The sequence below is a fragment of the Stutzerimonas stutzeri RCH2 genome (assembly GCF_000327065.1).
GTDB lineage: Bacteria > Pseudomonadota > Gammaproteobacteria > Pseudomonadales > Pseudomonadaceae > Stutzerimonas > Stutzerimonas stutzeri_AE.
Genome location: NC_019936.1, coordinates 251,070 through 272,560 on the forward strand (window position 1 = coordinate 251,070; position 21,491 = coordinate 272,560).

A 21,491-nucleotide genomic window follows, 5' to 3' on the forward strand; every position below is an offset into this window, starting at 1 on the left:
TACTTCAAGATCCTTCTGCCGATCGTCGGCGTGCTGATGTTGTCCTGGTCGTTCTGGGCCAATGACGGCTGGCTCGAGCTTTGCGCGGGGCTCGCGCTTTTCCTGTTTGGCATGCAGTGCCTGGAGGAGGGGTTACGTCAGCTGGCCGGTAGCAAGCTCGAGCAGCTGCTGGCGCGTAGCACGGCAACCCCGCTCAAGGGGCTGCTGTTCGGAATCAGCGGCACCATGCTGCTGCAATCCAGCACGCTGGTTTCGCTACTCACTATCGCCTTTATCAGTACCGGACTGATCAAGCTAGCGGGCGGCATCGCGATTTTGTTCGGCGCCAATCTGGGCTCTACGACGGGCATCTGGTTGCTCGCCCTGGCCGGGCAGAACGTCAGTCTCAGCCCGCTCGCCTTGCCTCTGCTGGTATTCGGTGTGCTGGCCAGCTTCACCGGCGACAAGGGCAAGGCAGCCGGGCGCATCGTGCTTGGCATCGCCTTCATCTTTCTCGGAATCGACCAGATCAAGGACGGCTTTTCCAGCTTCGGCAGCCTCGACCTGTCGCACTACCATGCGGGGGGACTGAAGGGGCAACTGCTGTTCGTCGCGATCGGGCTGCTCGCCACCGTGGTGCTGCAGTCCAGTCATGCCACGCTGATGCTGACGCTGACAGCGTTGGCGGCCGGGCAGCTGGATCTCGGGCAGGCGCTGGCGACCGCCATCGGTGCCAATGTGGGAACCACGGTGACCGCTGCCCTGGTCGGCTCGCTCGGCGGCAATCGGAGCGCCCAGCGGCTGGCGCTGGCGCACGTATTGTTCAACGTGGTGACCGCGCTACTGGCGCTGGTTCTGCTGCTGCCGCTGACCGATCTGGTGCGCTGGGTCACCGCGCCCCTGGGGCTGGGTGGCAACACGCTGATTCAGCTGGCACTGTTCCATTCGTTGTTCAACGCCATGGGCGTCGCCCTGTTCTGGCCGTTTCAGCGGCAGCTGGCCGAGTTGCTGCAGCGGGTGCTGCCCGATCGTGTCGAACCGACGGTACTGATTACCGAGCTTGCCCAGGCGATGCCGGCAGAGCCGCTGACCCATGCGCGTTACCTCAACGATCGTGCGCTGGATTCGGCAGATGCTGCAGCCAGCGCGGTGGCGCAGGAGCTGCAGCACCTGGCGCGGTTGAGCCTGGAGGTGATCTGTCATGCGACCTACTTGCCGGTTGATCAGCTGCGGCAACAGGGCAAGATCGACGAAGCGCTGATCAACGCGAAACCCGAAGCGCAGGCGCTGGACGCCGAGCGGCTTTATCAGCGGCATATCAAGGGCGTGTATTCCGATCTGCTGGCCTTCATGGGCCGCCTGGAGCTGCCCTTGGACGAAAGCCACCAGGCGTTCTGGCTGAGCTGTCAGGTGGCGGCTTTGCAACTGGTCGATGCAGTCAAGGATGCCAAGCACCTGCAAAAGAACCTCGGGCACTATCTGCGCACCGATGAATCTGCCGCGCGCCAGGCCTATGTCGAGTTGCGCCGGCATCTCTTGGAATCCCTACGGGAGATTCGTGCACTGAACCACTCGGAATTGCCCGATGAGCTCTGGCGCGAGCGGCTGAACTGGCTGGACGAGCGCGCGGCGCAATTCGATACCGAGTTCCGCCGCCGCCTGTTCGAGTCGATCCGCAACCACAAGCTGGATGGCCTGCAGACCAGTTCGCTGATGAACGATCTCGGCTATGCCAGTCGTATCATCCAGAGCCTGCGCAATGCGCTGCTGCTCGGCGAGGGGCATGAGCTGACGCGGCAGCTGCGTCAGCTCGCCGAGGACGACGGCCCGGTCATTCTGCAGCTGTAACCGGTTCGCGGCCTGCCGGCACTTTCAGGGCTCGGCCGATGCCGCGTGGGTCGCTGGCCGCCTCGACCGTGCCGCTCGGCTTGTGCCAATAGAGGACCTGCTGGTTGCCGTAGTCGCGCTCGATCAGTTTCGGCTGGTGGCCACGCTCGCGCAGGGCATCGAGCTGAGTCGGGGTGAAGGCATCGGCCTCGTACTGCAGTACGTCCGGCAGGTATTGGTGGTGATAACGCGGCACCGCCGGCCAGGCCTGCACCGGCTCGCCATCCAGATAAGACAGTGCCGAAAGCAGCACCATGCTCGGGATGCGGCTGCCGCCGGGCGTGCCGAAGGCGGCGAACTCCTCGGCGCTTTCGATGAAGGTCGGACTCATGCTCGACAGCGGACGCTTGCCGCCGGAGATGGCGTTGGCACTGCTGCCTTTCAGGCCATAGGCATTGCTGCCGTCGATGTCGGCGGCGAAATCGTCCATCTCGTCATTGAGCAGCACGCCGGTGCCGGGCACGGTGAAGGCGGCACCGAACATCATGTTCAGCGACAGCGTCGCGGCCACCGCATTGCCTTCGGCATCGATCACCGCGAAATGCGTAGTGTGCTCGCCCTCGCGCCAGCGCGGCGCTGGCGGCAGCGCGATGCTGGGCGTCGCCCGGTCGGGGTCGATGGAGCTGGCGAGCTGCTCAAGGTACTGGTCTGAAAGCAGATGTGGCAGCGGTGACGCGACGAAGTCCGGATCGCCCAGCAGGCCGCGGTCGCGATAGGCCCGGCGCAGCGCCTCGACCACCAGATGACTGCGTTGCAGCGGTTCGGCGTCGCGCCAGGCCAGACGTTCGAGGATGCCGAGGCTCTGCGCGAGGATCATGCCGCCGGCCGAGGGCGGCGGCGCGCCGATCAGCTCGCGGCCATTGGCGAGGGCGAAGCGCAGCGGCTCGCGCTCGGCGGTGTGATAGTCGGCCAGATCCTGCAGTGTCCAGATGCCGCCGGCTGCTCGCACCCCTTGTACCAACCGCTCGGCCACCTCGCCGCGGTAGAAGCCATCACGGCCCTGGCTGGCGAGGCGCTCCAGGGTGTCGGCCAGTTCCGCCTGGCGCAGCAGATGGCCTTCGGCTGGCAGGTCCCCGTCGTGGAGAAACAGCCGCGCGCTCTCCGGGTCATTGCGCAGCGCCGCGAGGCGCCAGCTAGCGCGCTGGCGATAGACCGCATCCACGGCAAAGCCATCGCGGGCCAGGGCGATGGCCGGCGCCAGGGAGGTCTTCAGGGGCAGGCGGCCGCGCTTCTCGGCGAGTTCGACCAGCGCTGCCGGAATGCCGGGAATCGCGGCGGCCAGCGGGCCGTTCAACGAGAGCTCGCGCTGGATCTCGCCATCGCGCAGGTACATGTCCGGCGTGGCAGCAGCGGGTGCGCGCTCGCGGGCATCGAGAAAAATGTGGCGGGCCGGGTCGTCGGCCTCGCGCAGCAGGAAGAAACCACCGCCACCGAGCCCGGCCCCGTATGGCTCGACCACTGCCAGGGCCGCGCTGACCGCAACGGTGGCGTCAAAGGCATTGCCGCCTGATTCAAGAATGTGCCGGCCGACTTCGCTGGCCAGCGGATGGGCCGTGGCCACGGCACCATTGGTGAGGGCGCTGCCCTGGGCCGCGCAGGCCAGCAGCAGGAGGGCGGCGAGACAACCCTGGAAGCCCTTGAGCAGGTTTTTCCGCAGGGTCGGTCGCCGCAGGATCATCACGCCTTGCCGGTGATGATCAGGTACTTCTGCATCAGTTCGTCCTTGCTCTCGACGTTGTTTTCGTCGAGCGGGATGCAGTCCACCGGACAGACCTGCTGACACTGCGGCTCATCGTAATGGCCGACGCACTCGGTGCAGAGGTTGGGGTCGATGACGTAGATTTCCTCACCCTGGGAAATGGCGCTGTTCGGGCACTCCGGCTCGCACACATCGCAGTTGATGCAGTCATCGGTGATTTTCAGGGACATCCAGCTAACTCCTGCCATGGCTCTGACCACGGCACAGCAATATTACGACCGGGCAATTGTGCCGCATCGCCGGCCCGCGTGCACCCGACGGGTACCGGCGGGCAGCGTCAGTTCTGGCCGAAGCGCTCGTGCAGCGCGCTCATCACCGCCGGGTGGACGAACTTGGATACGTCACCCTTGAGCGAGGCGATTTCGCGCACCAGTGTCGAGGAAATGTAGGAATACTTTTCCGACGGCGTGAGGAACAGGCTTTCCACATCGGGCGCCAGCTGGCGATTCATGTTGGCCAGCTGGAATTCGTACTCGAAGTCCGATACCGCGCGCAGGCCGCGCAACAGGATATTGGCCTGCTGCTCCTTGACGAAGTGCGCCAGCAAGGTCGAAAAGCCCATGACTTTTACGTTCGGCAAGTGCTTGGTGACTTCGCGAGCCAGCGCCACACGTTGCTCGAGCGGGAACAGCGGGTTCTTCTTGGGGTTGGCCGCCACGGCGATGATGACCTCGTCGAACAGGCGCGAGGCGCGTTCCACCAGATCGGCGTGGCCCATGGTGATGGGATCGAAGGTTCCCGGATACAACACTCGATTCATCGCGGCGTCCTGACGCATGCGTGGGGGTGTGGATGGTAGCGGCTCGGTGTCGACAGCGTAAAGCCTGAATGCCGTGCGGCGATCTGACGTGAATGGGAGTCAATCTCAGGACTTCTTCAGCCGATCATCCAAATCCGACGCCAATTTCGCGCACAGCGCGTAGATCGAGAGCTGGGGGTTGGCGCCGATGCTGGTGGGAAACAGCGAGCCGTCGTGTATGGAAAGGTTTGCCAGCTGGTGGTGCCGTCCCAGGCTGTCGGTCACCGCCTGGCGCGGGTCTTCGCCCATGGCGCAGCCGCCCATGACGTGGGCGCTGCCAAGGTGGGTGCGGTACAGCGCGAGGTCCAGACCTTCGATCAGCTCGCGGGCGGCACGCGGCGTACGTACGTAGCGGGCGTCGCCATGCAATGGCAGCACGGCACGGGCGCCGGCGGCGAACTGGATCTCGGCCATGCTGTGAAAGGCGCGGCGGATGCCGTTCCAGGCATAGTCGGTCATGCGGTAGTCGAGCACCGGACTGCCGTCGCTGCGCAGCTCGACCGTGCCCTCGGCGCTGTCCGGATGAAAGCCGTCGCGCTGCAGGGCGATCATCGCGTGGGTATGCGGCAGCGCGGCCATGCGCTGGGCATTCTGCGGGCCGAAGCCGCCAAGCAGGGTAGTCGCGAGCGCGGGATGGATGGGCGGAACTTCGAGCTTGTAGCCGGCCGGCCCGGTAACCCCGTCGTGCCACTGGAAGTGGTCGGAATAGATCGACTGTGGTGCGCCGCTGAAGGCATCGATGCGCTCGTCGAATTGCGCCGCGGAGAAGTTGGTCAGGTGTAGGAAGGTGCGTTTGCCGACGCGTTGGTGCGGGTCGGGAGCGTTCGAGCGCAGCAGCAAACCCGGCGTGTTGATGCCGCCGCCGGCCAGAATGTAGTGCCTGGCGACGACGCGGATGCGGTGTCCGTTCGGCTCTACGCCGCGTTCGTCCATGCCCAGGCAGTCCAGGCCGACGACCCGTTCGCCCTGCATCAACAAGCGCTCGGCGCGGCTGAGGTAGAGCAGTTCACCGCCGTTTTCCAGCATTGCGGGAATGCTGGTGACCAGCATCGACTGTTTGGCGTTGGTCGGGCAGCCCATGCCGCAGTAGCCGAGGTTCCAGCAGCCACGCACGTTGCGCGGGATCACCGCCCAGTGCTGGCCAAGGCTTTCGCAGCCGCGCTGTAGTACCGCGTTGTTGGCATTCGGCGGCACGGTCCAGGGCGCGATGCCGAGGCGCTGCTCCATGCGTTCGAACCAGGGCTGCAGCGTTTCGGCCGAAAGCCCGCTGACGCCGTGCTCACTGGCCCAATGCTGCAGGGTCTGCGGCGGTGTGCGAAAGCTCGAAGTCCAGTTCACCAGCGTGGTGCCGCCGACGGCGCGACCCTGCAGGATGGTGATGGCGCCGTCCTTGCTGGTGCGGCCGATGGCTTCCTGATAGAGCGAGCGGTAGGCGCGGCCCTCCTGCATGTCGAAGTCGCCGCTGGTGCGCAGCGGGCCTTCCTCGATAAGCAACACCTTGTAGCCGGCTGCGCTCAGCACTTCGGCGCTGGTGGCACCGCCTGCGCCGCTGCCGACGATGGCGATGTCGGTTTCCAGGGTCAGGTCGCGTTGCAGTCGCGAGCCGTCGTGGGTCGTCCAGCCGCGGGCGAGGCCTTCGGCAAACAGATCGGCAACAGGCACGCAGGCCTCCTTTGGTCAGACTTTGGGCGGGCCGGGGTAACCGCAGCGCGCCCAGGAGGCGGGGCTGGCGTACCAGGCCATGAGGATCATCTGCAATAACGAGGCGTGGCCCTGACGCAAAAGGGCCAGCGAGCTGTTCTGCCAGCGCTGCAGGAATGCCCGCAGCTCGTCATCCGAGGCGTGGCTCCAGTCGCCCCAGACGCCAGTCAACGGACCGCGGGTCAGCGGCAGGCTGAGCACATCGAACAGCTGCCGCACCTGCTGCGCCAGGGCCGGCGACAGGTGCCGCAGCCCCAGGTCGAGACTGGCGAGGGTATCCTGCACGGCTTGTGGCATGGCCTCCCCGGGCGCCGCTCCTTGCAGCAGCAGCGACGTCAGGCGATTGAGCAGCGGCAGATCGCTTTCGCGCAGCATGGTGAAGCCGCTCGCCGGACCGTCGGCAGCGGCACTGAACGTTCGGCTGAGCAGGCCGCCTCCGGCCAGCACCGCGCTGCCGAGCAGGCCGATCTTGAGCAGCTGGCGGCGGTTGACGGAGAGATCGGGCATCGTGACGTCGTGCTTCAGCGGATGAACAGAGCGTAGATCAGCTTCTGCCACCACCTGCCGTAGGGCGGGTAGATCAGCCGGGCGGCGTTGAAGCGCTGTTTGATGAACAGGCTCTTGGCCTTGCTGAAGGTGAGGAAGCCTTCGCGCCCGTGGTACTGCCCCATGCCTGAAGGGCCGATGCCACCGAACGGCAGGTCATCCTGCGCGACATGCAGCAGGGTGTCGTTCAGGCATACCCCGCCGGAGTGGGTCTTGTCCAGTACGCGCTGCTGTTCAGCGCGGTCGTAGCCGAAGTAGTACAGCGCCAGCGGCCGCGGCCGCGCGTTGACGTACGCCAGTGCTTCATCCAGGTCGCCGTAGGGCACGACCGGCAGCAGTGGACCGAAGATCTCCTCGTGCATCACCCGCATGTGCTCGTTGACCTCGAGCAACAGGCAATGCGGCATGCGTCGCTGCTGTGCTTCGGCAAACAGCGGCATGATTCGCGCGCCCTTGGCCTGGGCATCGTCCAGATAGTCCTGCAGCCGCGCCAGCTGGCGGTCGTTGATGATCGAGCTGTAGTCGGGATTGTCCGCGAGGCTCGGATACTGGCGCTGTACGGCCTCGCGGTACGCCGTAACGAAGCCTTCGATGCGAGCCTGCGGCACCAGCACATAGTCTGGCGCGACACAGGTCTGCCCGGCGTTCATGCACTTGCCGAAGGCGATGCGTTCGGCGGCGTCGGTCAATGGAACGCTGGCCGAGACGATGGCCGGCGACTTGCCGCCGAGTTCGAGTGTCACCGGTGTGAGGTTCTCGGCCGCCGCACGCATCACGTCGCGGCCGATATGGGTTGCGCCGGTGAACAGCAGGTGGTCGAAGGGTAGCCGGGCGAAGGCGCGTCCCACCTCTACGTCACCGAGTACCACCGCCACCTGCTCCTCGGGAAATATCTGCGCCAGCAGAGCCCTGAGCAGCTGGCCGGTGGCCGGCGTCGACTCGCTCATCTTCAGCATTACCCGATTGCCCGCCGCCAAAGCGCCGATCAGCGGTCCGATGGCGAGATAGAGCGGGTAGTTCCACGGCACGATGATGCCGACGACGCCCAGCGGCTGATAGACCACCCGAGCGCTGGCCGGTTGGAAGGCCAGGCCGACACGCCGGCGCGAGGGTTTCATCCAACGGCGCAGGTGACGACAGGCGTAGCGGATGCCGTGCAGGCTGGGCATGATTTCCGCCAGCAGGGTTTCGTCAGCCGAGCGATGACCGAAATCGGCGCTGATCGCTTCGATCAGCGCCGGCTGGTGGGTTGCCAGCACGTCGCGCAGGGCGTCCAACCCGCGTACCCGGTCTTCCTCCGAGGGCATGGGCGCGGCGAGAAACGCTGAGCGCTGACGCTGGAACAAGGCCTCCATGGTGGCAAGCGCTTGGGGGATGTCGGCAGACATGGAAGCTCCGGATAGTCGTGGCTGGAAGATTTCTAGAGTAATTGCTCTAAACTGTCAACGAAACGTGCTTACCTGCCTGCCGGCGTGTACCGTTGCTTTCTTCGTTTCGCCGCCGAGAACCGCTGCCTCATGGCACCCCGCACCAAGACCCGTGACCGCATCATCGAAGCCAGCCTGGAGCTGTTCAACGCCGAGGGCGAGCGGAACGTCACGACCAACCACATCGCCGCCCACCTCGGCATCTCGCCGGGAAATCTCTATTACCACTTCCCCAACAAGCAGGCGATCGTGGCCGAGTTGTTCATGCGCTACGAGGCGAGGGTCGATGGGTTTCTGCAGCTGCCGCTGCAGCGACCGATGCAGGTCCAGGACAAGGCGGTGTATCTCGAGGCACTGCTCGGTGCGATGTGGGACTACCGCTTTCTGCATCGGGATCTGGAGCATCTGTTGGAGACAGATGCTCAGCTTGCTGAGCGTTACCGGTCGTTCTCAGATCGTTGCCTGAAAAATGCCCAAGCGATTTATCAGGGGTTTGTTGATGCGGGCATCCTGCGCATGGAAGCAGCAGAGATTGAGGCGTTGACCTTAAATGCCTGGATCGTGGCAACGTCTTGGGTGCGTTTTCTCGGTACGCACGGCAAACGTGATTTGGATCTTCTTGCTCTGCGCCAAGGTGTTTATCAAATGCTCGCGCTGGAGTTTGGATACCTCGCGGATGACGTGAAAGATCAGGTAACAGTAATTGCTGGCAGCTTCATGACGCGCCCTGCGTGACATTAAATTGACTCTTTAATCCTTTCGTCGAATAAAAACAAAATATTGGCACCCATGATGGCCTTTTGATACTTTAGTGATATCAACAAGCATCCATGGAGGGTTGCTGATCTCTCGTCACACCCTCCCTGCTTTCCTCCCGAATACGCGCAAACACAAGCGCCGCTGAGAAACCATGAGCATCAATTCGTTGATCGTGTCTAACGAGGGCTCCTCTCGGCCGTCCTTTCGGCCAAAAGTCATGCTGGTGTTTGGCACCAGGCCCGAAGCTATCAAAATGGCACCCCTGGCACGGGCGCTGCGTGACGCAGAAGATCTTGAGCTTTGCCTGTGCGTCACGGGACAGCATCGGCAGATGCTTGATGATGTGTTGCGCCTGTTTGCACTCACCCCAGACCATGACCTCGCGGTCATGACACCCGGGCAAACGCTTAACGGTTTGAGTGCTGCGATAGTTTCCCGGCTCGATCCTGTACTCGAGGCGGAACAGCCCGATATGGTGCTCGTGCACGGTGACACCACGACCTCGTTCGCCGCAGCGCTGGCGGCATTCCACCGCTCAATTCCAGTAGGGCATGTGGAAGCGGGACTGCGCACCGGTAATCTCTACGCGCCATGGCCGGAAGAAGCCAATCGACGCTTGACCAGCGTTCTGGCCGAGCTGCATTTCGCCCCCACCGCAACCTCCCGCGACAACCTGCTTGGTGAGGGTGTTCCCGCGGCCAGGATCGATGTCACTGGTAACACGGTCATCGATGCCTTGCTGTGGATGCGTAAAACGCTTCATGAGAGCGGCTGGAAGCCCGAAGACCCAGCACTGGCGTCCTTGCCAGAGCGCGCGCGGGTCGTCTTGGTTACCGGCCATCGGCGGGAAAATTTTGGCGACGGTTTCCTGCGCATCTGTCGTGCCCTTCGTCACCTTGCGCTGCGTCATCCAGACGTTCGCTTCATCTACCCGGTACATCTCAATCCGAACGTTCAAGAGCCGGTTTATCGACTGTTGGATGGCTTGCCCAACCTGATTCTGATCCCCCCGCTGAGTTATCAGGCGTTCGTCTATCTGATGGATCGGGCGACCGTGATCCTTACCGATTCCGGAGGGGTGCAGGAAGAAGCGCCCTCGCTTGGCAAACCGGTGTTGGTAATGCGCGACACCACCGAGCGGCCTGAGGCCGTGGCGGCTGGTACGGTGCGGCTCGTTGGTACAGACGAGGAGCGGATCATCGAAGAAGTGTCACGCCTTCTGGATGACTCGGCGGCGTACGAGCAGATGCAACACGCCCACAACCCCTATGGGGATGGCAATGCCTGCGCACATATCCTTGATCGGTTGCGGAAGCGGCTTATCTCAGGATGCGCAGAATGACGCCGGATTACGTCTATCTGCTGATCGAAGCTGTTTCTTATTACTTGTACGCGTTGAAATGGGTCACGCTGGTTCTGGCTTCCTTGATGCTTGTGCTGGGGTTGGATGACCTGTTCATCGACCTCGTTTACTGGGGCCGCACCACGTGGCGCAATCTCGGCCTTTTCCGCCGCGTCGAGCGAGCGGACGAGTCTCTGCTCTATTCGGTACCTGAGAAGCCGCTGGCGATCATGGTTCCCGCCTGGCGCGAGGTGGGCGTAGTTGGTGCCATGGCTCATCTGGCGGCTTCCACGCTGGATTACGAGAACTACCAGATATTCGTGGGTACTTACCCCAACGATCCCGAAACCCAGGCCGATGTGGATGCGGTGTGCATGCGCTACCCCAACGTGCACAAGGTTGTCTGCGCCCGACCTGGCCCCACCAGTAAGGCCGATTGCCTTAACAACATCATCGACGCGATATTGCGCTTTGAAAGCCAGGCCAAGCTCAATTTCGCCGGCTTTATCCTGCACGACGCAGAAGACGTCATCTCTCCGCTCGAGCTGCGTTTGTTCAATTACCTGCTACCGCGCAAGGACCTCATCCAGGTCCCGGTCTATCCATACGTCAAACGGTGGTGGAATTTCACCACTGGCCACTATGCGGACGAGTTTGCCGAACTCCATGGCAAGGATGTTGTGGTGCGTGAGGCGCTGGTCGGCCAGGTGCCGAGCGCTGGGGTGGGAACCTGCTTCAGTCGTCGGGCTGTCGTTGCGTTGCTTGAGGACGGCGACGGTATTGCCTTCGACGTACAGAGTCTGACAGAGGACTACGACATCGGTTTTCGTCTCAAGAACAAAGGGATGACCGAGATATTTGCGCGCTTCAGTGTCCGGGATGAACGCCTGTCGCCGCTGGGCGAGCGCAACATCGGCGTTAGCAAGCGATCAGCAGGCGTAATCTGTGTACGGGAACACTTTCCGGAAACCATGGAGACGGCCATACGGCAAAAAGCCCGCTGGATAACCGGTATCGTTTATCAGGGGACCCGCACGCTGGGTTGGAGCAGCCATCCTTTCCTCAATTATTTCCTGTGGCGAGACCGTCGCGGTGCGATCAGCAACGCGGTCGGCCTGCTGGGCTCGCTGGTCTTTGTGCAACTGCTGCTGGTTTGGTCTGTGAGCCTTATTTTGCCGGATGCGTGGCATTTCCCTTCGGTTTTGGGGGATAGCGCCGCCTTGCATGTGCTCCTCGTGGTCAATGGTGTACTGCTGCTCAATCGGCTGATCCAGCGTTGCTACTTCGCAGGCTCGTTCTATGGCGTTATGCAGGGCGCGCTCGCGGCGCCAAGGATGCTTTGGAGTAATTGGGTCAACTTCTTTGCCAACCTGCGAGCGCTCAAGCAGGTGCTGGCGATGGGCGACTCCCGGAGAGTCGCCTGGGACAAGACGTCCCATGAGTTTCCCGCATTGGTGGACTCGCCGCGCCGCGAGCCTATCGGTCGCCGCTTGCTCAATGCTGGCGCCATCACGGCCGAGCAGCTTGAGGAGGCATTGACATCTACCCGGCATCGGCGAATCGGCCGGGAACTGCTGGCGCGCGGATGGATTAATAGCCTGCAGCTTGCGCAGGCCCTGGCCGCACAGGCTGATCTGGAATGGACACCGCTAAACCCTTTCACTATCGACGCGCAACTCATCGAGCAGCTGCCTGCAAGATTAGCGTTGCGCTACTCGGTTCTACCGATCGCGGAGCTTGATGGAACGCTTGTCATCGCCTCCGAGCGCGAACTGAGTCAGGTGAGCCTCGGCGCCATGTCACGTCAGCTGGGCCGGAAGATCATCTGCAAGATTGCTCCCCAGGGAAGGGTGACCGTCGGGCTGCGCTACTGGTACTTGCGCCATACATCGGACAGCTCCCGTGAATTGATCGAACAGTTGGCAAGTCGTCGGAATGAACCGGAGCTCATGGAGCAAGTATGTCGACATCAAGTCCTGCTCGGTGACGTGATCCAGGAAGTAGGCATGTTGTCGAGTACGCTCATGGCTCAAGCGTTGATTGACTTCGAACCGGAGGAAGAGAGCCTAGGCGCTTCTCTTGTTCGACGCGGTTTGGTCAGCGAGGCGGTGATCCAGAGCGCTTTGAAAGAGCAGCGAGCGGAACAGCGAGCCGGGTTTGAACTGCTGATGGAGTACGCGTGATGCGGGTATCTCCACCAGTAGTGAAGAGTATTGCGATGGCGCTGCTGCTCGGACCGATTTCAGCTCTGGCTGCGCAAGGCAATCCGCTTAGCGAGGTGCAGCGCTTTCGCAGCTACCCATTCATCGACAAGGCCTATCAGGCGCTACGTAATGATGAGCCTGTCGAGGCAGAGAAGCTTGCGCGCCACGTACTCGATGAGATCTCTCCGCATGTCATCGAAGCGCGTGTGATAGTTGTGCAAGCGCTTGACCAGCAAGGGCGGTACGAAGAGGCGCTGGATATGGCGGCTTCCTTGCCGCCAGGGGATCAGGCTGCGCTTGTGCAGTCATTGCGTTTGAACTGGATCAACCAAGGAGATCTCTCGGCCGCGATTGTGGAAGGTTGGTTGGCTGAGGAAGCAGACGCAGCTCAGCGCGAGCAGATGCTGCGAAGCTATGCACAGCGGCTGCATGAACTGCACGGTCCCGTTGCTGCCCTTCGTTGGCTGCAGGGGCGACCCGCCAGCGAGCTGACCGTTACCGCGCTGTTAGAGAGAGCGGTCTTCGCCGAGCAGGCAGAGCAATGGATGGCGGTAATTAGCGACTTGGAGCCGTTGGCTGCGGATGGGGTGTTGCCTGCCGACAGCTGGCGTCGCCTTGGCCTCGCCTATGTAATGACCGACAACGACAGATTGCCTGCTTATCTGCAGTCCGCGCCGTCGAATGAGGATGGCGTTAGCGTGCGGCTGTCAGCAGCCGAACGGGCGATAGGCCAAGGCCAGGCTAGGCAGGCCAAACAGCTGCTCCTGCCTTTGGAAAGGGCGCAAGCACTCTCGATGCCGCAGCGGGCGCTGCTGCTACAGGCTGCGCGTGACGACGGTGACGTGGCCTTGGCCGCGGAGCTGGCCGTCCGTTTGGATCGGCCATGTCTGGAATCAATCGAGTGGCTATCGGTTGCGGCGCCGCAGCTGGCCCGCGAGGCGCTTGGTGATTGTTCCCCAGCAACAGATCCGCGTCATTGGCTCATTCTGGCTCAGCGCCTCGAGGCGGAACATGCACTGATGTCGGCGATCCTGCCCGAGCCGTGGAACACGCAGCGGCAGGACTACCTGCTGGCCCGGTGGCTACCCCGTAACGAGTTTGTGAAAGCCCGCGATTGGTTGCAGCAGCAGGCACCGTCACCACGACGCACTGCGCGACTGGCGCAGATTGCTCAGTCCATCGGTGACAAGAGTGCCGCGGCAAGCGAATGGCGAGAGCATTACCGTGCGACAGGAGAGCTCCGTTCGGCCGATCTGGCCAGCTTCCTATGGCTGCAGGCGGATCGACCGGTAGAAGCACGTGCTTTTCTCACGGATGTTTGGCGGCGTCGCGGCGAATTGCCGGAACCTCTGTTGAGTCGCCTGGTTGACCTCTACGTGCAGGCCCCGGATCTGAAAGTCTCGCAGCTCGACGAGTTCGCCAAGCAGTTGCCGCCTTCGGCTCGTGGTCGACTGTACGGGGCGCTTGCGGCGGAAGGGCGTTGTGGCGTTGTTGCGCAATTGCCGGTCAACGCGCCGACGGACGTCGATGAATTGCGTGCGCTGGGCGTTTGTTCGCTTCCCCAACAGCCTGGGCAGGCTGTGGTCTATCTCCAGCTCGCGGCCGGCGCAGGGGACGTTCAGAGCCGGGGGCAATTGGCCTATGCGTTAGCAGCGGCTGGGCTTCCTGAGGATGCCTATGCTCAGTGGAACTCCATGCCGGCTGACGAACTCGACATCGAAGCGCATCTGGCGTTGTCTCGTGTCGCTTTGACACTCGGTCACCTGGATGCCGCCGAGCAGCATTGGCAAGACGCGCAATCGCTCACGTCGGAAGGCTGGAGACTGGGCGCTTTGATCTCCGAAGGCCGTGGACGTGACGACGAAGCTCTGGAGCGATACCGTCAGGCGCAGGCGTTGGGTGAGCAGCCAGCGGATTACTATCAGGGTGCTGTGGTTGCATTCCGCGCTGGCCGGGAAGAGCTCGGGATGCAATGGCTGCGTCGCGCGACCGAACTCGCCCCGGAGAATGGCCTGTTTCTGCAGGAATATGGAATGCGCCTGGCCGCCGCAGCCACGCCAGTGGAACGTGCCCAGGCGGTTGCTCCGCTTAGCAAGGCTGCCAGGTTGTTGCCGGAGAGTACCGATCTGGCGCAGGCGCTTGCCTTTCGCCTCATCGAGACGGGAGAACCCGAAGAAGCGCGCGCGCAACTCCGCCGTAGCATCGACTTGTTGCCTGTCGAGGCTTCAGCGGAAGCTCAGCGTTTCGCAGCGCGGCGGCAACACGAGAGCCTGGAGCGCCGCAATCGCCTCAGTCTCGCTACCAGCTGGTCGCCAGATGGTGTAAGGCGCAGTGCAGGACAGCGTCGAAACGATGAGTTTTCCCATGGTGTCCTTTTGGATCACCCCCTGGACGGCCCGTTGGCGAACAGGCTTTCGGCTTACGGTCGAATCATGGCTTCCGGTAAGGACGGCGATGCGCTGGATACAGTCGGCGGAGGGGTAGGGTTGCGCTATATGCCGTTCCAGTCGATCAATCTGAATCTCTACGGCGAATTCTTTAGGGAAGACAAGCGCGTTGCTGACAATGATCTGATGCTTCGCGCCAGTGCTTCCTTCCTTGATCAGGGTGAGTATCGGAATGATTGGCGCGTGGACCAGAACCACTGGCCGGAGCGCTCGTTGTACCTGGACGCCGCTTGGTGGGTGGACGAGTCGGAGCGCTTGCTGGTAACGAGGTTCACTCGTGGTCATGCATTCAAGTTGCCCACCTCCTCAGCCCAGACGCTGAGCCCGTATCTGGTCGGCCAAGGCACCGAGCAGGACCGCCAACAGGATCTGCGGGTCGGTGCGGGCCTGCGCTGGCAGCTTTGGTTCGATGATGACCGCTATAACGCCTACCGCCGTCGGCTTAGCATGAGTGTGGAGTATCAACAGGCTCTGGGTGGGAACCTATACGAGCGTGCCAACGGCCTGCAGATCGGCATCGAGTTGGCATTGTGAGGCGTTTGCTCATTGGAATTCTGCTGAGTTGTGTAATGCGCGGCGTGGCTGCTGATGCACTTTTCTACCAACCGCAGACCAGCGATGCGGTTGTTGAGCCGGATCAGTGGGCTGAAATCTGGCGGCAGAGCAAAGCGCACGGATTTGATCGAGTCATCGTTCAATGGACCCGTTATGGCGACGAGGATTTCGGTGGTGATCATGGCTGGCTGCGCAACGCGTTGCGCCAGGCACGACAGGCAGGGCTTGGACTTGTGGTGGGGCTCTATCAAGACCCTGACTATTTTTCGCGACTCAACGACCTCTCCAGGCTATCGCGCTACTGGAAACAGTTGTTCGATCAAACGCTGTTACAGCAGCGTCTATTGTTAAGTGAGGGCGTGGTCGCCGATGCGTGGTACCTCCCTGCCGAACTGTCTGACCGGACGTTTAACGATCAGGGTCGTCGCAAGGATCTACTCGAACAACTAAACGGCCTGATGCAGCACCTGCAGCAGCCGTTACAACTAAGTGCATATAGCACCGGCCAGCTGGCCCCAGCGGCAAATGCTCGGTGGTTGGATGAGCTGCATGGCGTCGGAGCGATGGTCTGGTGGCAGGATGGCGTTGGGGTCGCGGAATTGCCAACGCTGGTGAGAACGGCGTACGTGCAGGCCTTGTCCTGCGAGACGGGAATCGTTAGTGAGGCGTTCAGACGAACTAGCGTCGGTAATGAGCCGTTTACAGCCGTTCCGGCTGATCCACAGCGTTATTCGTCGTGCCACCCGTCAGCAGTTTTTTCGTTGCGCTATATGCCATGGGGCGCTGCCCTGCTAAGGGCTACGCCGTAGCTTCCGCCAGCCACTGCGGAATCCGCTGCTCCAGGTAGTATCGCGGCCGCCGTGGCGAGCCTTCGATAAAGCCGACATGCCCGCCGCGGGGGTGCAGTTCGAGGGTCGTGGTGGCGGACAGCTCGGCCGCATCCGGCACGCTGTGGCGGAATACGAAAGGATCGTCCTCGGCCTGGATCAGCAGGGTTGGCGTCGTGATCGTCGGCAGGTAGTAGCGGCTGGAGGCGCGGCGGTAGTAGTCCTGGGCGTCGCTGTAGCCATGCAGTGGCGCGGTGAAGCGGCCATCGAAGTCCCAGAAGGTACGCATGCCGTGCAGTGGCCCGAGGCTCTGCAGCGCACCGAGGTGCTCCTGCAGGCCCTCGCGCTGGAAGCGCTGTTGCTTGTCCTTCACATAGGCGACCATCGCTTTCATGAAATGCGCCTGGTAGATGCGGGAGAAGCCGAGGCCGATACGGTCGGCGCACTGGTCCAGGCGGAACGGCACGGACACTGCCACCGCTTTGCGCAGCGGACTACTGGCTGCCGTTTCGCCGAGATACTTGAGCAGTACGTTGCCTCCTAGCGAGTAACCCACCGCATACAGCGGCGCCAGCGGCCGGGATGCCTGCAGATGCCCGATCACTTCGGCGAGATCGTCGCTGGCGCCGGAATGATAGGCGCGCGGCAGCAGGTTGGGCTCGCCCGAGCAACCGCGCCAGTTGATGGCAACGCTGGCCCAGCCGCGCGCCGCCAGCTGCTGCTGCAGTCCAAGCACGTAAAGCGAATTCGATGAGCCGGTCAGCCCGTGCAACACCAGCACCAGTGGCGCCGTTGCTTCATGCGGGCCGTGCCAGTCCAGGTCGATGAAGTCGCCATCGGCCAGCCACAGCCGTTCGCGCTGGCGCTCAAGACGCGGCGGCTTGCGAAAGAACGGGTTCCATAGGGTCTGCAGGTGCGCTCCGGGGAGCCACCAGGCGGGTTGGAAGGTGTCGGGCACGATCGCTCGGGTTCCTCTGTTTGGCCTGACGTTAGAGCGTCGGCGCCAGGAAGAAAAGCACGATGCAGGCCTTGAATGGTGCCTGCCGCTCGGCGACTTATGCCTTTAGGGATATGGTCAGGACCGCTTAAGCGGTGGACAGTGACGCGATAGCCTTATCCGGAACCCTGCCCATGATGCCAACCCCCTTCGATCAACTGCTGGCCGCTGCGCGCGAGGAGCGCGAACCTCAGCGGCTGCTGTTCGTTTTCGTCAGTGCCGAACTGCCGGACGATGCCACCGAGGCCGAGCGCCAGCGCTTCGAGGAAAACGCCGGCGGCTCGCTGAAGCCGGTGCTCTGCGTCGACAAGCTGCCCGAGGAGCTGAGCGACTTCGCCGCGTTGCGCGACGAATCCGCGCGCACCGGGGTGGCCTGGGACCTGCTGTTCGCCGCCGCGCTGCCGGGGCAGGGCGGCATTACGCCGAACGCCGATGACGCCGAGCAGCCGCTGAAGATGATGGTCAGCGCCATCGAGACCGGCAATATCGGCCGCTTTCTCGCCTTCGATTGCAACGGTCAGACCGTCGATTTCTATTGAGGCCTTCGGCTTCAGCTCGAGGCGGAGCCGGACGGCACGCTGCGCTCCCATAGCGCGTAATGCACCTTGCCGGCTTTCTTTTCCCGGTGCAGTCGCCAGTTGCCTGGCAGGCCGAGGCTGGAGGGCACCGCTTCGCTTTCCGTGTAGATCCAGGCGTGTTCGGCCAGCCAGCCTTTCGTTTCCAGCAGCTCGCAGGCCGGCTGCAGCAGGTTCTTGTTGAATGGCGGGTCGAGGAATACCAGGTCGAAGGGTGTCGGCGACTGCGTATCCAGGTAGCGCAGGGCATCGCTCTGCAGCAACTGGCCATGGCCGCAGTTGAGCGTATCCAGATGCTTGCGCAAGCTGGCGATGGCGTTGGCGTTCACGTCCAGCGCCAGGGCCATGCTGGCGCCGCGTGACAGCGCCTCGAGATAGATCGCGCCACTGCCGGTGAACGGGTCGAGCACCCGTGCGCCGGAGAGGTACGGTGCGATCCAGTTGAACAGGGTTTCGCGCACCCGGTCCGGCGTCGGCCGCAGGCCCTCGGCATCGGGGAAGCTGAAGCGGCGCGAGCGCCATTCGCCACCGATGATGCGCAACTGGCCCTGGCCGCCGTGGGCGCCGGGTCGAATGGGTGGATTGGCCATCAGTGCTCCGGAACGCCGCTGGGCTGTTCGACTGGTTTATCGGTGGGCGGCGGCAGCGGTTGTTGTTCGACGCTGGGGCCGGCGGTGACGATGACGAAGGCATCTTCCTGCAGGTGTTTGTTCATCGCCGTCTTGACCTGTTCGACGGTCAGCGCCTGCACCTCGCCCATGAAATCCTCCAGGTAGGTCAGCGGCAGGTCGTAGAAGCCGATGCTGCCGAGCTGACCGACGATGTCGGCGTTGCTGGCGGTGGACAGCGGGAAGCTGCCGGCGATTTCGCGTTTGCTGCGCTGCAGTTCGGCCTCGCTGGGGCCCTCGGCGAGATAGTCGCGGACCAGCTGCTGCACCAGTTCCAGCGCACCGTCGGTGAGTTCGGCACGGGTCTGCATGCTGATCATGAATGGCCCTTCGGCGCGCATCGGGCTGAAGCCGGAATAGATGCCGTAGGTCAGGCCGCGCTTCTCGCGCACCTCTTCCATCAGCCGCGTACCGAAACCGCCACCACCGAGGATCTGATTGCCCAGGTACAGCGCTGCGTAGTCCGGGTGACCGCGCGGGATGCCGAGCTGGGCCAGCATCAGGTGGCTCTGGTTGGACGGGAAGTCGATATGGTGCTTGCCGGCCACGGGTGCCTTGGGCGTCGGCGTTGCGGGCAGCGCTGGGCCTTCTGGCAGGGCTGCGGAAACTTCGGCAGCGAGTGCTTCGGCTTCTTCACGGGAAAGGTCGCCGACCAGCGCGATCACCGCATTGCCTGCCGCATAGGCACGGGCGTGAAATTCGCGTAGCTGCTCGACGCTGATCCCGGGCACCGACTCTGGCGTGCCTTCGCTCGGGTGCGCGTAGGGGTGGTCGCCATAGAGCTGCTCGAACAGCTCCAGGCTGGCCAGCTTGCCGGGGTTCTGCTTCTGGAATTCGAAGCCGGCGAGCAGCTGGTTCTTGATCCGTTGCAGCGAGTCGGCCGGGAAGGTCGGCTGCCCGATGACCTGATTGAACAGCGCCAGGGCCGGCTCACGCTTGTCCGGCGCGCTCAGGCTGCGCAGGCTGACCACCGCCATGTCGCGGTAGGAACCGTTGCCGAAGTCGGCGCCGAGGCCTTCGAAGCCGCGAGCGATGGCGCTGACATCCTTGCCCTCGACACCCTCGTTGAGCATGGCGTTGGTCAGCAGCGCCAGGCCGGGTACTTCGCCATCCTGGCTGCTGCCGGCGGAAAAGGTCAGGCGCAGGTCGAACATCGGCAGCTCGCGAGCCTCGACGAACAGTACCTTGGCGCCCTCTGCGGTTTGCCAGCTCTGGATGTCCAGCTTGCGCCGGGCGAGCGGCTGGTCGCCGAGCTCGGCAAGCGACTCCAGGCGTGGCTTCTCAGACGTTGCGGGTTCCTCGGTCGGCACGGCCGGCTGGGCGGCTTCGCGCGCGACGTCCTGCTTCACCGGTTCGCCGGGTTGGGGCAGGGCCTTGGAGCCTTCATCGCAGCCCGCAAGCCCGAAACTGGCCACCAGCAGCAGGCCGAGCAGGCCATTGCGCAGGGCACTGAAATCATTCATCACGGGCTTCCTCGGGCAGTACATGGGCGACGCTCAGGCGGGAGCGGGTGAAGTAGGTGCTGGCGGCCTGCTGGATGTCTTCGGGCGTGACGGCTTCCAAGGCATTCAGCTCCTCGTCCATCAGGCGCCAGGAAAGCCCGACGGTTTCCAGCTTGCCGATGGTGGTGGCCTGCTGGGTGATGGAGTCACGCTCGTAGACCAGGCCGGCGATGACCTGAGCACGCACGCGCTCGAGCTCGTCTGCCGACGGAGGGCTCTGCTTGAGCGCATCTAGTTCCTGCCAGAGGCCGGCTTCGACTTCTTCCAGCGTACGGCCCTTCTGCATGTTCGGTGCGGCGCTGAGGACGAACAGGCTGTCGCCACGGGCATAGGCGTCGTACCAGGCCGAGGCGCTGGTGACCAATTCTTCGCCGCGCTCCAGCCGCTCTGGCAGACGCGCGCTGTAGCCACCGTCGAGCAGGGCAGAGATCAACCGCAGCGCATGGACCTGGCGGGCGTTCTCCTCGGTCGCCAGGCTCGGCGTATTGAAGGCCATCATCAGCGTCGGCAGCTGCGTCTTCACGTGCAGCCTGAGGCGCCGTTCGCCCGGTTCGGCCAGTTCCAGCGGGCGCTTGGCTGCCGGTACTTCACGTTTCTCGATGGCGCCGAAGAAGCGCTCGGCCAGCCCGCGGACCTCATCGGCGGTCACGTCGCCGACCACCACCAGGGTAGCGTTGTTCGGTGCGTACCACTGTTCGTACCAGGCGCGCAGCTCGTCGGCCTGCATGCGGTTGAGGTCGGCCATCCAGCCAATGGTCGGGTTGCGGTAGCCGCTGGCGGGGTAGGCGATGGTCTTGAAGCGCTCATAGGCCAGCGAGCTGGGCTTGTCGTCCGTGCGCAGGCGACGTTCTTCCTTGATCACCTCGATCTCGCGGGCGAACTCTTCCGGCGGCAGCTTGAGGCTGGCCAGGCGGTCGGCTTCGAGCTCGAAGGCCACGGCCAGGCGGTCACGTGCCAGGACCTGGTAGTAGGCGGTGTAGTCGTCGCTGGTGAAGGCATTTTCCTCGGCGCCAAGCTCGCGCAGGATGCGCGAGGCTTCGCCGGCATCGAGCTTGCGGCTGCCCTTGAACATCATGTGCTCGAGGGCGTGGGAGAGGCCGGTCTGGCCAGCCGTCTCGTAGCTGGAGCCAACCTTGTACCAGAGCTGTGACACCACCACGGGGGCGCGATGGTCCTCGCGAACGATCACTTTCAGCCCGTTGTCGAGGAAGAACTCGTGGGTTGGCTGGTTGTCTGCTGCTGCCAGCAGGGGCAGATAAAGCGCTCCGAGCAGCAGGGCGGCGGCGCGGCGTAACATCAGAGGCATAGTCGGGACTCGTCCAGTTGGTGTCCGCCACGGCAGACTGGCAGGGCGGCAACACGGCAGCCATGGTACTGGTGCGTGCGGATCAGGCAAAGCCGGGATATCCGCTGCCTAACCGGCCCTGATAGAGGAGTCCGTGCTTAGCGCACCCGCTTTGCGAGGTGCTAGGATAGAGCCCGTTTGGCCGGCAGCGTGGCTGCCGGCGTATCGCACC

Annotated in this window: 17 protein-coding genes; 7 read left to right on the forward strand and 10 right to left on the reverse strand. The window is 63.3% G+C overall.

Annotated features, from left to right (window positions below; translation table 11 throughout):
• The first annotated feature begins 36 nt into the window (after positions 1 to 36).
• The gene (locus PSEST_RS01190; RefSeq protein WP_051035510.1) at positions 37 to 1,827 is read left to right on the forward strand and encodes a Na/Pi cotransporter family protein; all 1,791 of its coding nucleotides are present in this window, start codon (positions 37 to 39) and stop codon (positions 1,825 to 1,827) included.
• On the opposite strand, the gene ggt is transcribed toward PSEST_RS01190, so the two are convergent.
• The 6 genes from ggt to PSEST_RS01220 form a co-directional block, all read right to left on the reverse strand.
• Positions 1,811 to 3,544 carry a gamma-glutamyltransferase gene (ggt, locus tag PSEST_RS01195; RefSeq protein WP_015275254.1) on the reverse strand — a complete coding sequence of 578 codons (1,734 nt, stop codon included), beginning with the start codon at positions 3,542 to 3,544 and terminating at the stop codon, positions 1,811 to 1,813. The two genes, PSEST_RS01190 and ggt, sit on opposite strands and share 17 nt — an antisense overlap.
• Positions 3,544 to 3,795 (reverse strand): YfhL family 4Fe-4S dicluster ferredoxin, encoded by a 252-nt coding sequence (locus PSEST_RS01200; RefSeq protein ID WP_003303200.1) that lies wholly within the window; start codon positions 3,793 to 3,795, stop codon positions 3,544 to 3,546. Before PSEST_RS01200 ends, ggt begins: the two co-directional genes overlap by 1 nt.
• 107 nt (positions 3,796 to 3,902) lie before the next feature.
• The gene (coaD, locus tag PSEST_RS01205; RefSeq protein ID WP_003303199.1) at positions 3,903 to 4,385 is read right to left on the reverse strand and encodes a pantetheine-phosphate adenylyltransferase; all 483 of its coding nucleotides are present in this window, start codon (positions 4,383 to 4,385) and stop codon (positions 3,903 to 3,905) included.
• A gap of 105 nt (positions 4,386 to 4,490) precedes the next feature.
• Positions 4,491 to 6,086, reverse strand: coding sequence for a GMC family oxidoreductase (locus PSEST_RS01210; RefSeq protein ID WP_015275255.1), 1,596 nt, complete (start codon positions 6,084 to 6,086; stop codon positions 4,491 to 4,493).
• Positions 6,087 to 6,101: 15 nt separating this feature from the next.
• Complete coding sequence (locus PSEST_RS01215) at positions 6,102 to 6,632, reverse strand: hypothetical protein (protein ID WP_015275256.1); 531 nt, start codon at positions 6,630 to 6,632, stop codon at positions 6,102 to 6,104.
• A 14-nt stretch (positions 6,633 to 6,646) separates the two neighbouring features.
• The gene (locus PSEST_RS01220; protein WP_015275257.1) at positions 6,647 to 8,059 is read right to left on the reverse strand and encodes a coniferyl aldehyde dehydrogenase; all 1,413 of its coding nucleotides are present in this window, start codon (positions 8,057 to 8,059) and stop codon (positions 6,647 to 6,649) included.
• A gap of 129 nt (positions 8,060 to 8,188) precedes the next feature.
• On the opposite strand from PSEST_RS01220, the gene PSEST_RS01225 reads away from it, so the two are divergent.
• The 5 genes from PSEST_RS01225 to PSEST_RS01245 all read left to right on the forward strand — a co-directional run bounded on the left by PSEST_RS01225 (position 8,189) and on the right by PSEST_RS01245 (position 16,214).
• The gene (locus tag PSEST_RS01225) at positions 8,189 to 8,833 is read left to right on the forward strand and encodes a TetR/AcrR family transcriptional regulator (protein WP_015275258.1); all 645 of its coding nucleotides are present in this window, start codon (positions 8,189 to 8,191) and stop codon (positions 8,831 to 8,833) included.
• A gap of 175 nt (positions 8,834 to 9,008) precedes the next feature.
• The gene (wecB, locus tag PSEST_RS01230) at positions 9,009 to 10,199 is read left to right on the forward strand and encodes a non-hydrolyzing UDP-N-acetylglucosamine 2-epimerase (RefSeq protein WP_015275259.1); all 1,191 of its coding nucleotides are present in this window, start codon (positions 9,009 to 9,011) and stop codon (positions 10,197 to 10,199) included.
• Entirely contained in the window at positions 10,196 to 12,382 is a 2,187-nt protein-coding gene (locus PSEST_RS01235) for a glycosyl transferase family protein (RefSeq protein ID WP_015275260.1), read from the forward strand. Before wecB ends, PSEST_RS01235 begins: the two co-directional genes overlap by 4 nt.
• Positions 12,383 to 12,417: 35 nt before the next feature.
• Positions 12,418 to 15,384 (forward strand): NfrA family protein, encoded by a 2,967-nt coding sequence (locus PSEST_RS01240; protein ID WP_157372360.1) that lies wholly within the window; start codon positions 12,418 to 12,420, stop codon positions 15,382 to 15,384.
• Between the two features lie 35 nt (positions 15,385 to 15,419).
• Positions 15,420 to 16,214: a DUF4434 domain-containing protein gene (locus tag PSEST_RS01245; protein WP_015275262.1), complete on the forward strand. Its 795-nt coding sequence runs from the start codon at positions 15,420 to 15,422 to the stop codon at positions 16,212 to 16,214.
• On the opposite strand, the gene PSEST_RS01250 is transcribed toward PSEST_RS01245, so the two are convergent.
• Positions 16,204 to 17,190, reverse strand: a complete 987-nt coding sequence (locus tag PSEST_RS01250; RefSeq protein ID WP_015275263.1) for a hydrolase — start codon at positions 17,188 to 17,190, stop codon at positions 16,204 to 16,206. The genes PSEST_RS01245 and PSEST_RS01250 overlap by 11 nt on opposite strands.
• Before the next feature lie 173 nt (positions 17,191 to 17,363).
• On the opposite strand from PSEST_RS01250, the gene PSEST_RS01255 reads away from it, so the two are divergent.
• Complete coding sequence (locus PSEST_RS01255; protein ID WP_015275264.1) at positions 17,364 to 17,768, forward strand: hypothetical protein; 405 nt, start codon at positions 17,364 to 17,366, stop codon at positions 17,766 to 17,768.
• Positions 17,769 to 17,779: 11 nt separating this feature from the next.
• Here the strand turns inward: PSEST_RS01255 and rsmD are convergent, their stop codons facing one another.
• From rsmD to PSEST_RS01270, 3 genes are read right to left on the reverse strand one after another with little or no spacing between them, the layout of a single operon-like run.
• Positions 17,780 to 18,394 carry a 16S rRNA (guanine(966)-N(2))-methyltransferase RsmD gene (gene rsmD, locus PSEST_RS01260; RefSeq protein ID WP_015275265.1) on the reverse strand — a complete coding sequence of 205 codons (615 nt, stop codon included), beginning with the start codon at positions 18,392 to 18,394 and terminating at the stop codon, positions 17,780 to 17,782.
• On the reverse strand, positions 18,394 to 19,935 hold the full coding sequence (locus tag PSEST_RS01265; RefSeq protein ID WP_015275266.1) for a M16 family metallopeptidase: 1,542 nt from the start codon (positions 19,933 to 19,935) through the stop codon (positions 18,394 to 18,396). The genes rsmD and PSEST_RS01265 overlap by 1 nt, the downstream gene beginning before the upstream one ends.
• On the reverse strand, positions 19,928 to 21,280 hold the full coding sequence (locus tag PSEST_RS01270; RefSeq protein ID WP_015275267.1) for a M16 family metallopeptidase: 1,353 nt from the start codon (positions 21,278 to 21,280) through the stop codon (positions 19,928 to 19,930). Before PSEST_RS01270 ends, PSEST_RS01265 begins: the two co-directional genes overlap by 8 nt.
• Positions 21,281 to 21,491 lie beyond the last annotated feature (211 nt).

Bases quoted from the DNA above. Each gene is read 5' to 3' on its own strand.
- PSEST_RS01190 (WP_051035510.1), top strand. From the start codon at position 37: ATGTTGTCCTGGTCGTTCTGGGCCAATGACGGCTGGCTCGAGCTTTGC.
- ggt (WP_015275254.1), bottom strand. From the start codon at position 3,544: ATGATCCTGCGGCGACCGACCCTGCGGAAAAACCTGCTCAAGGGCTTC.
- PSEST_RS01200 (WP_003303200.1), bottom strand. From the start codon at position 3,795: ATGTCCCTGAAAATCACCGATGACTGCATCAACTGCGATGTGTGCGAG.
- coaD (WP_003303199.1), bottom strand. From the start codon at position 4,385: ATGAATCGAGTGTTGTATCCGGGAACCTTCGATCCCATCACCATGGGC.
- PSEST_RS01215 (WP_015275256.1), bottom strand. From the start codon at position 6,632: ATGCCCGATCTCTCCGTCAACCGCCGCCAGCTGCTCAAGATCGGCCTG.
- PSEST_RS01220 (WP_015275257.1), bottom strand. From the start codon at position 8,059: ATGTCTGCCGACATCCCCCAAGCGCTTGCCACCATGGAGGCCTTGTTC.
- PSEST_RS01225 (WP_015275258.1), top strand. From the start codon at position 8,189: ATGGCACCCCGCACCAAGACCCGTGACCGCATCATCGAAGCCAGCCTG.
- wecB (WP_015275259.1), top strand. From the start codon at position 9,009: ATGAGCATCAATTCGTTGATCGTGTCTAACGAGGGCTCCTCTCGGCCG.
- PSEST_RS01235 (WP_015275260.1), top strand. From the start codon at position 10,196: ATGACGCCGGATTACGTCTATCTGCTGATCGAAGCTGTTTCTTATTAC.
- PSEST_RS01240 (WP_157372360.1), top strand. From the start codon at position 12,418: ATGGCGCTGCTGCTCGGACCGATTTCAGCTCTGGCTGCGCAAGGCAAT.
- PSEST_RS01245 (WP_015275262.1), top strand. From the start codon at position 15,420: ATGCGCGGCGTGGCTGCTGATGCACTTTTCTACCAACCGCAGACCAGC.
- PSEST_RS01255 (WP_015275264.1), top strand. From the start codon at position 17,364: ATGATGCCAACCCCCTTCGATCAACTGCTGGCCGCTGCGCGCGAGGAG.
- rsmD (WP_015275265.1), bottom strand. From the start codon at position 18,394: ATGGCCAATCCACCCATTCGACCCGGCGCCCACGGCGGCCAGGGCCAG.
- PSEST_RS01265 (WP_015275266.1), bottom strand. From the start codon at position 19,935: ATGAATGATTTCAGTGCCCTGCGCAATGGCCTGCTCGGCCTGCTGCTG.
- PSEST_RS01270 (WP_015275267.1), bottom strand. From the start codon at position 21,280: ATGCCTCTGATGTTACGCCGCGCCGCCGCCCTGCTGCTCGGAGCGCTT.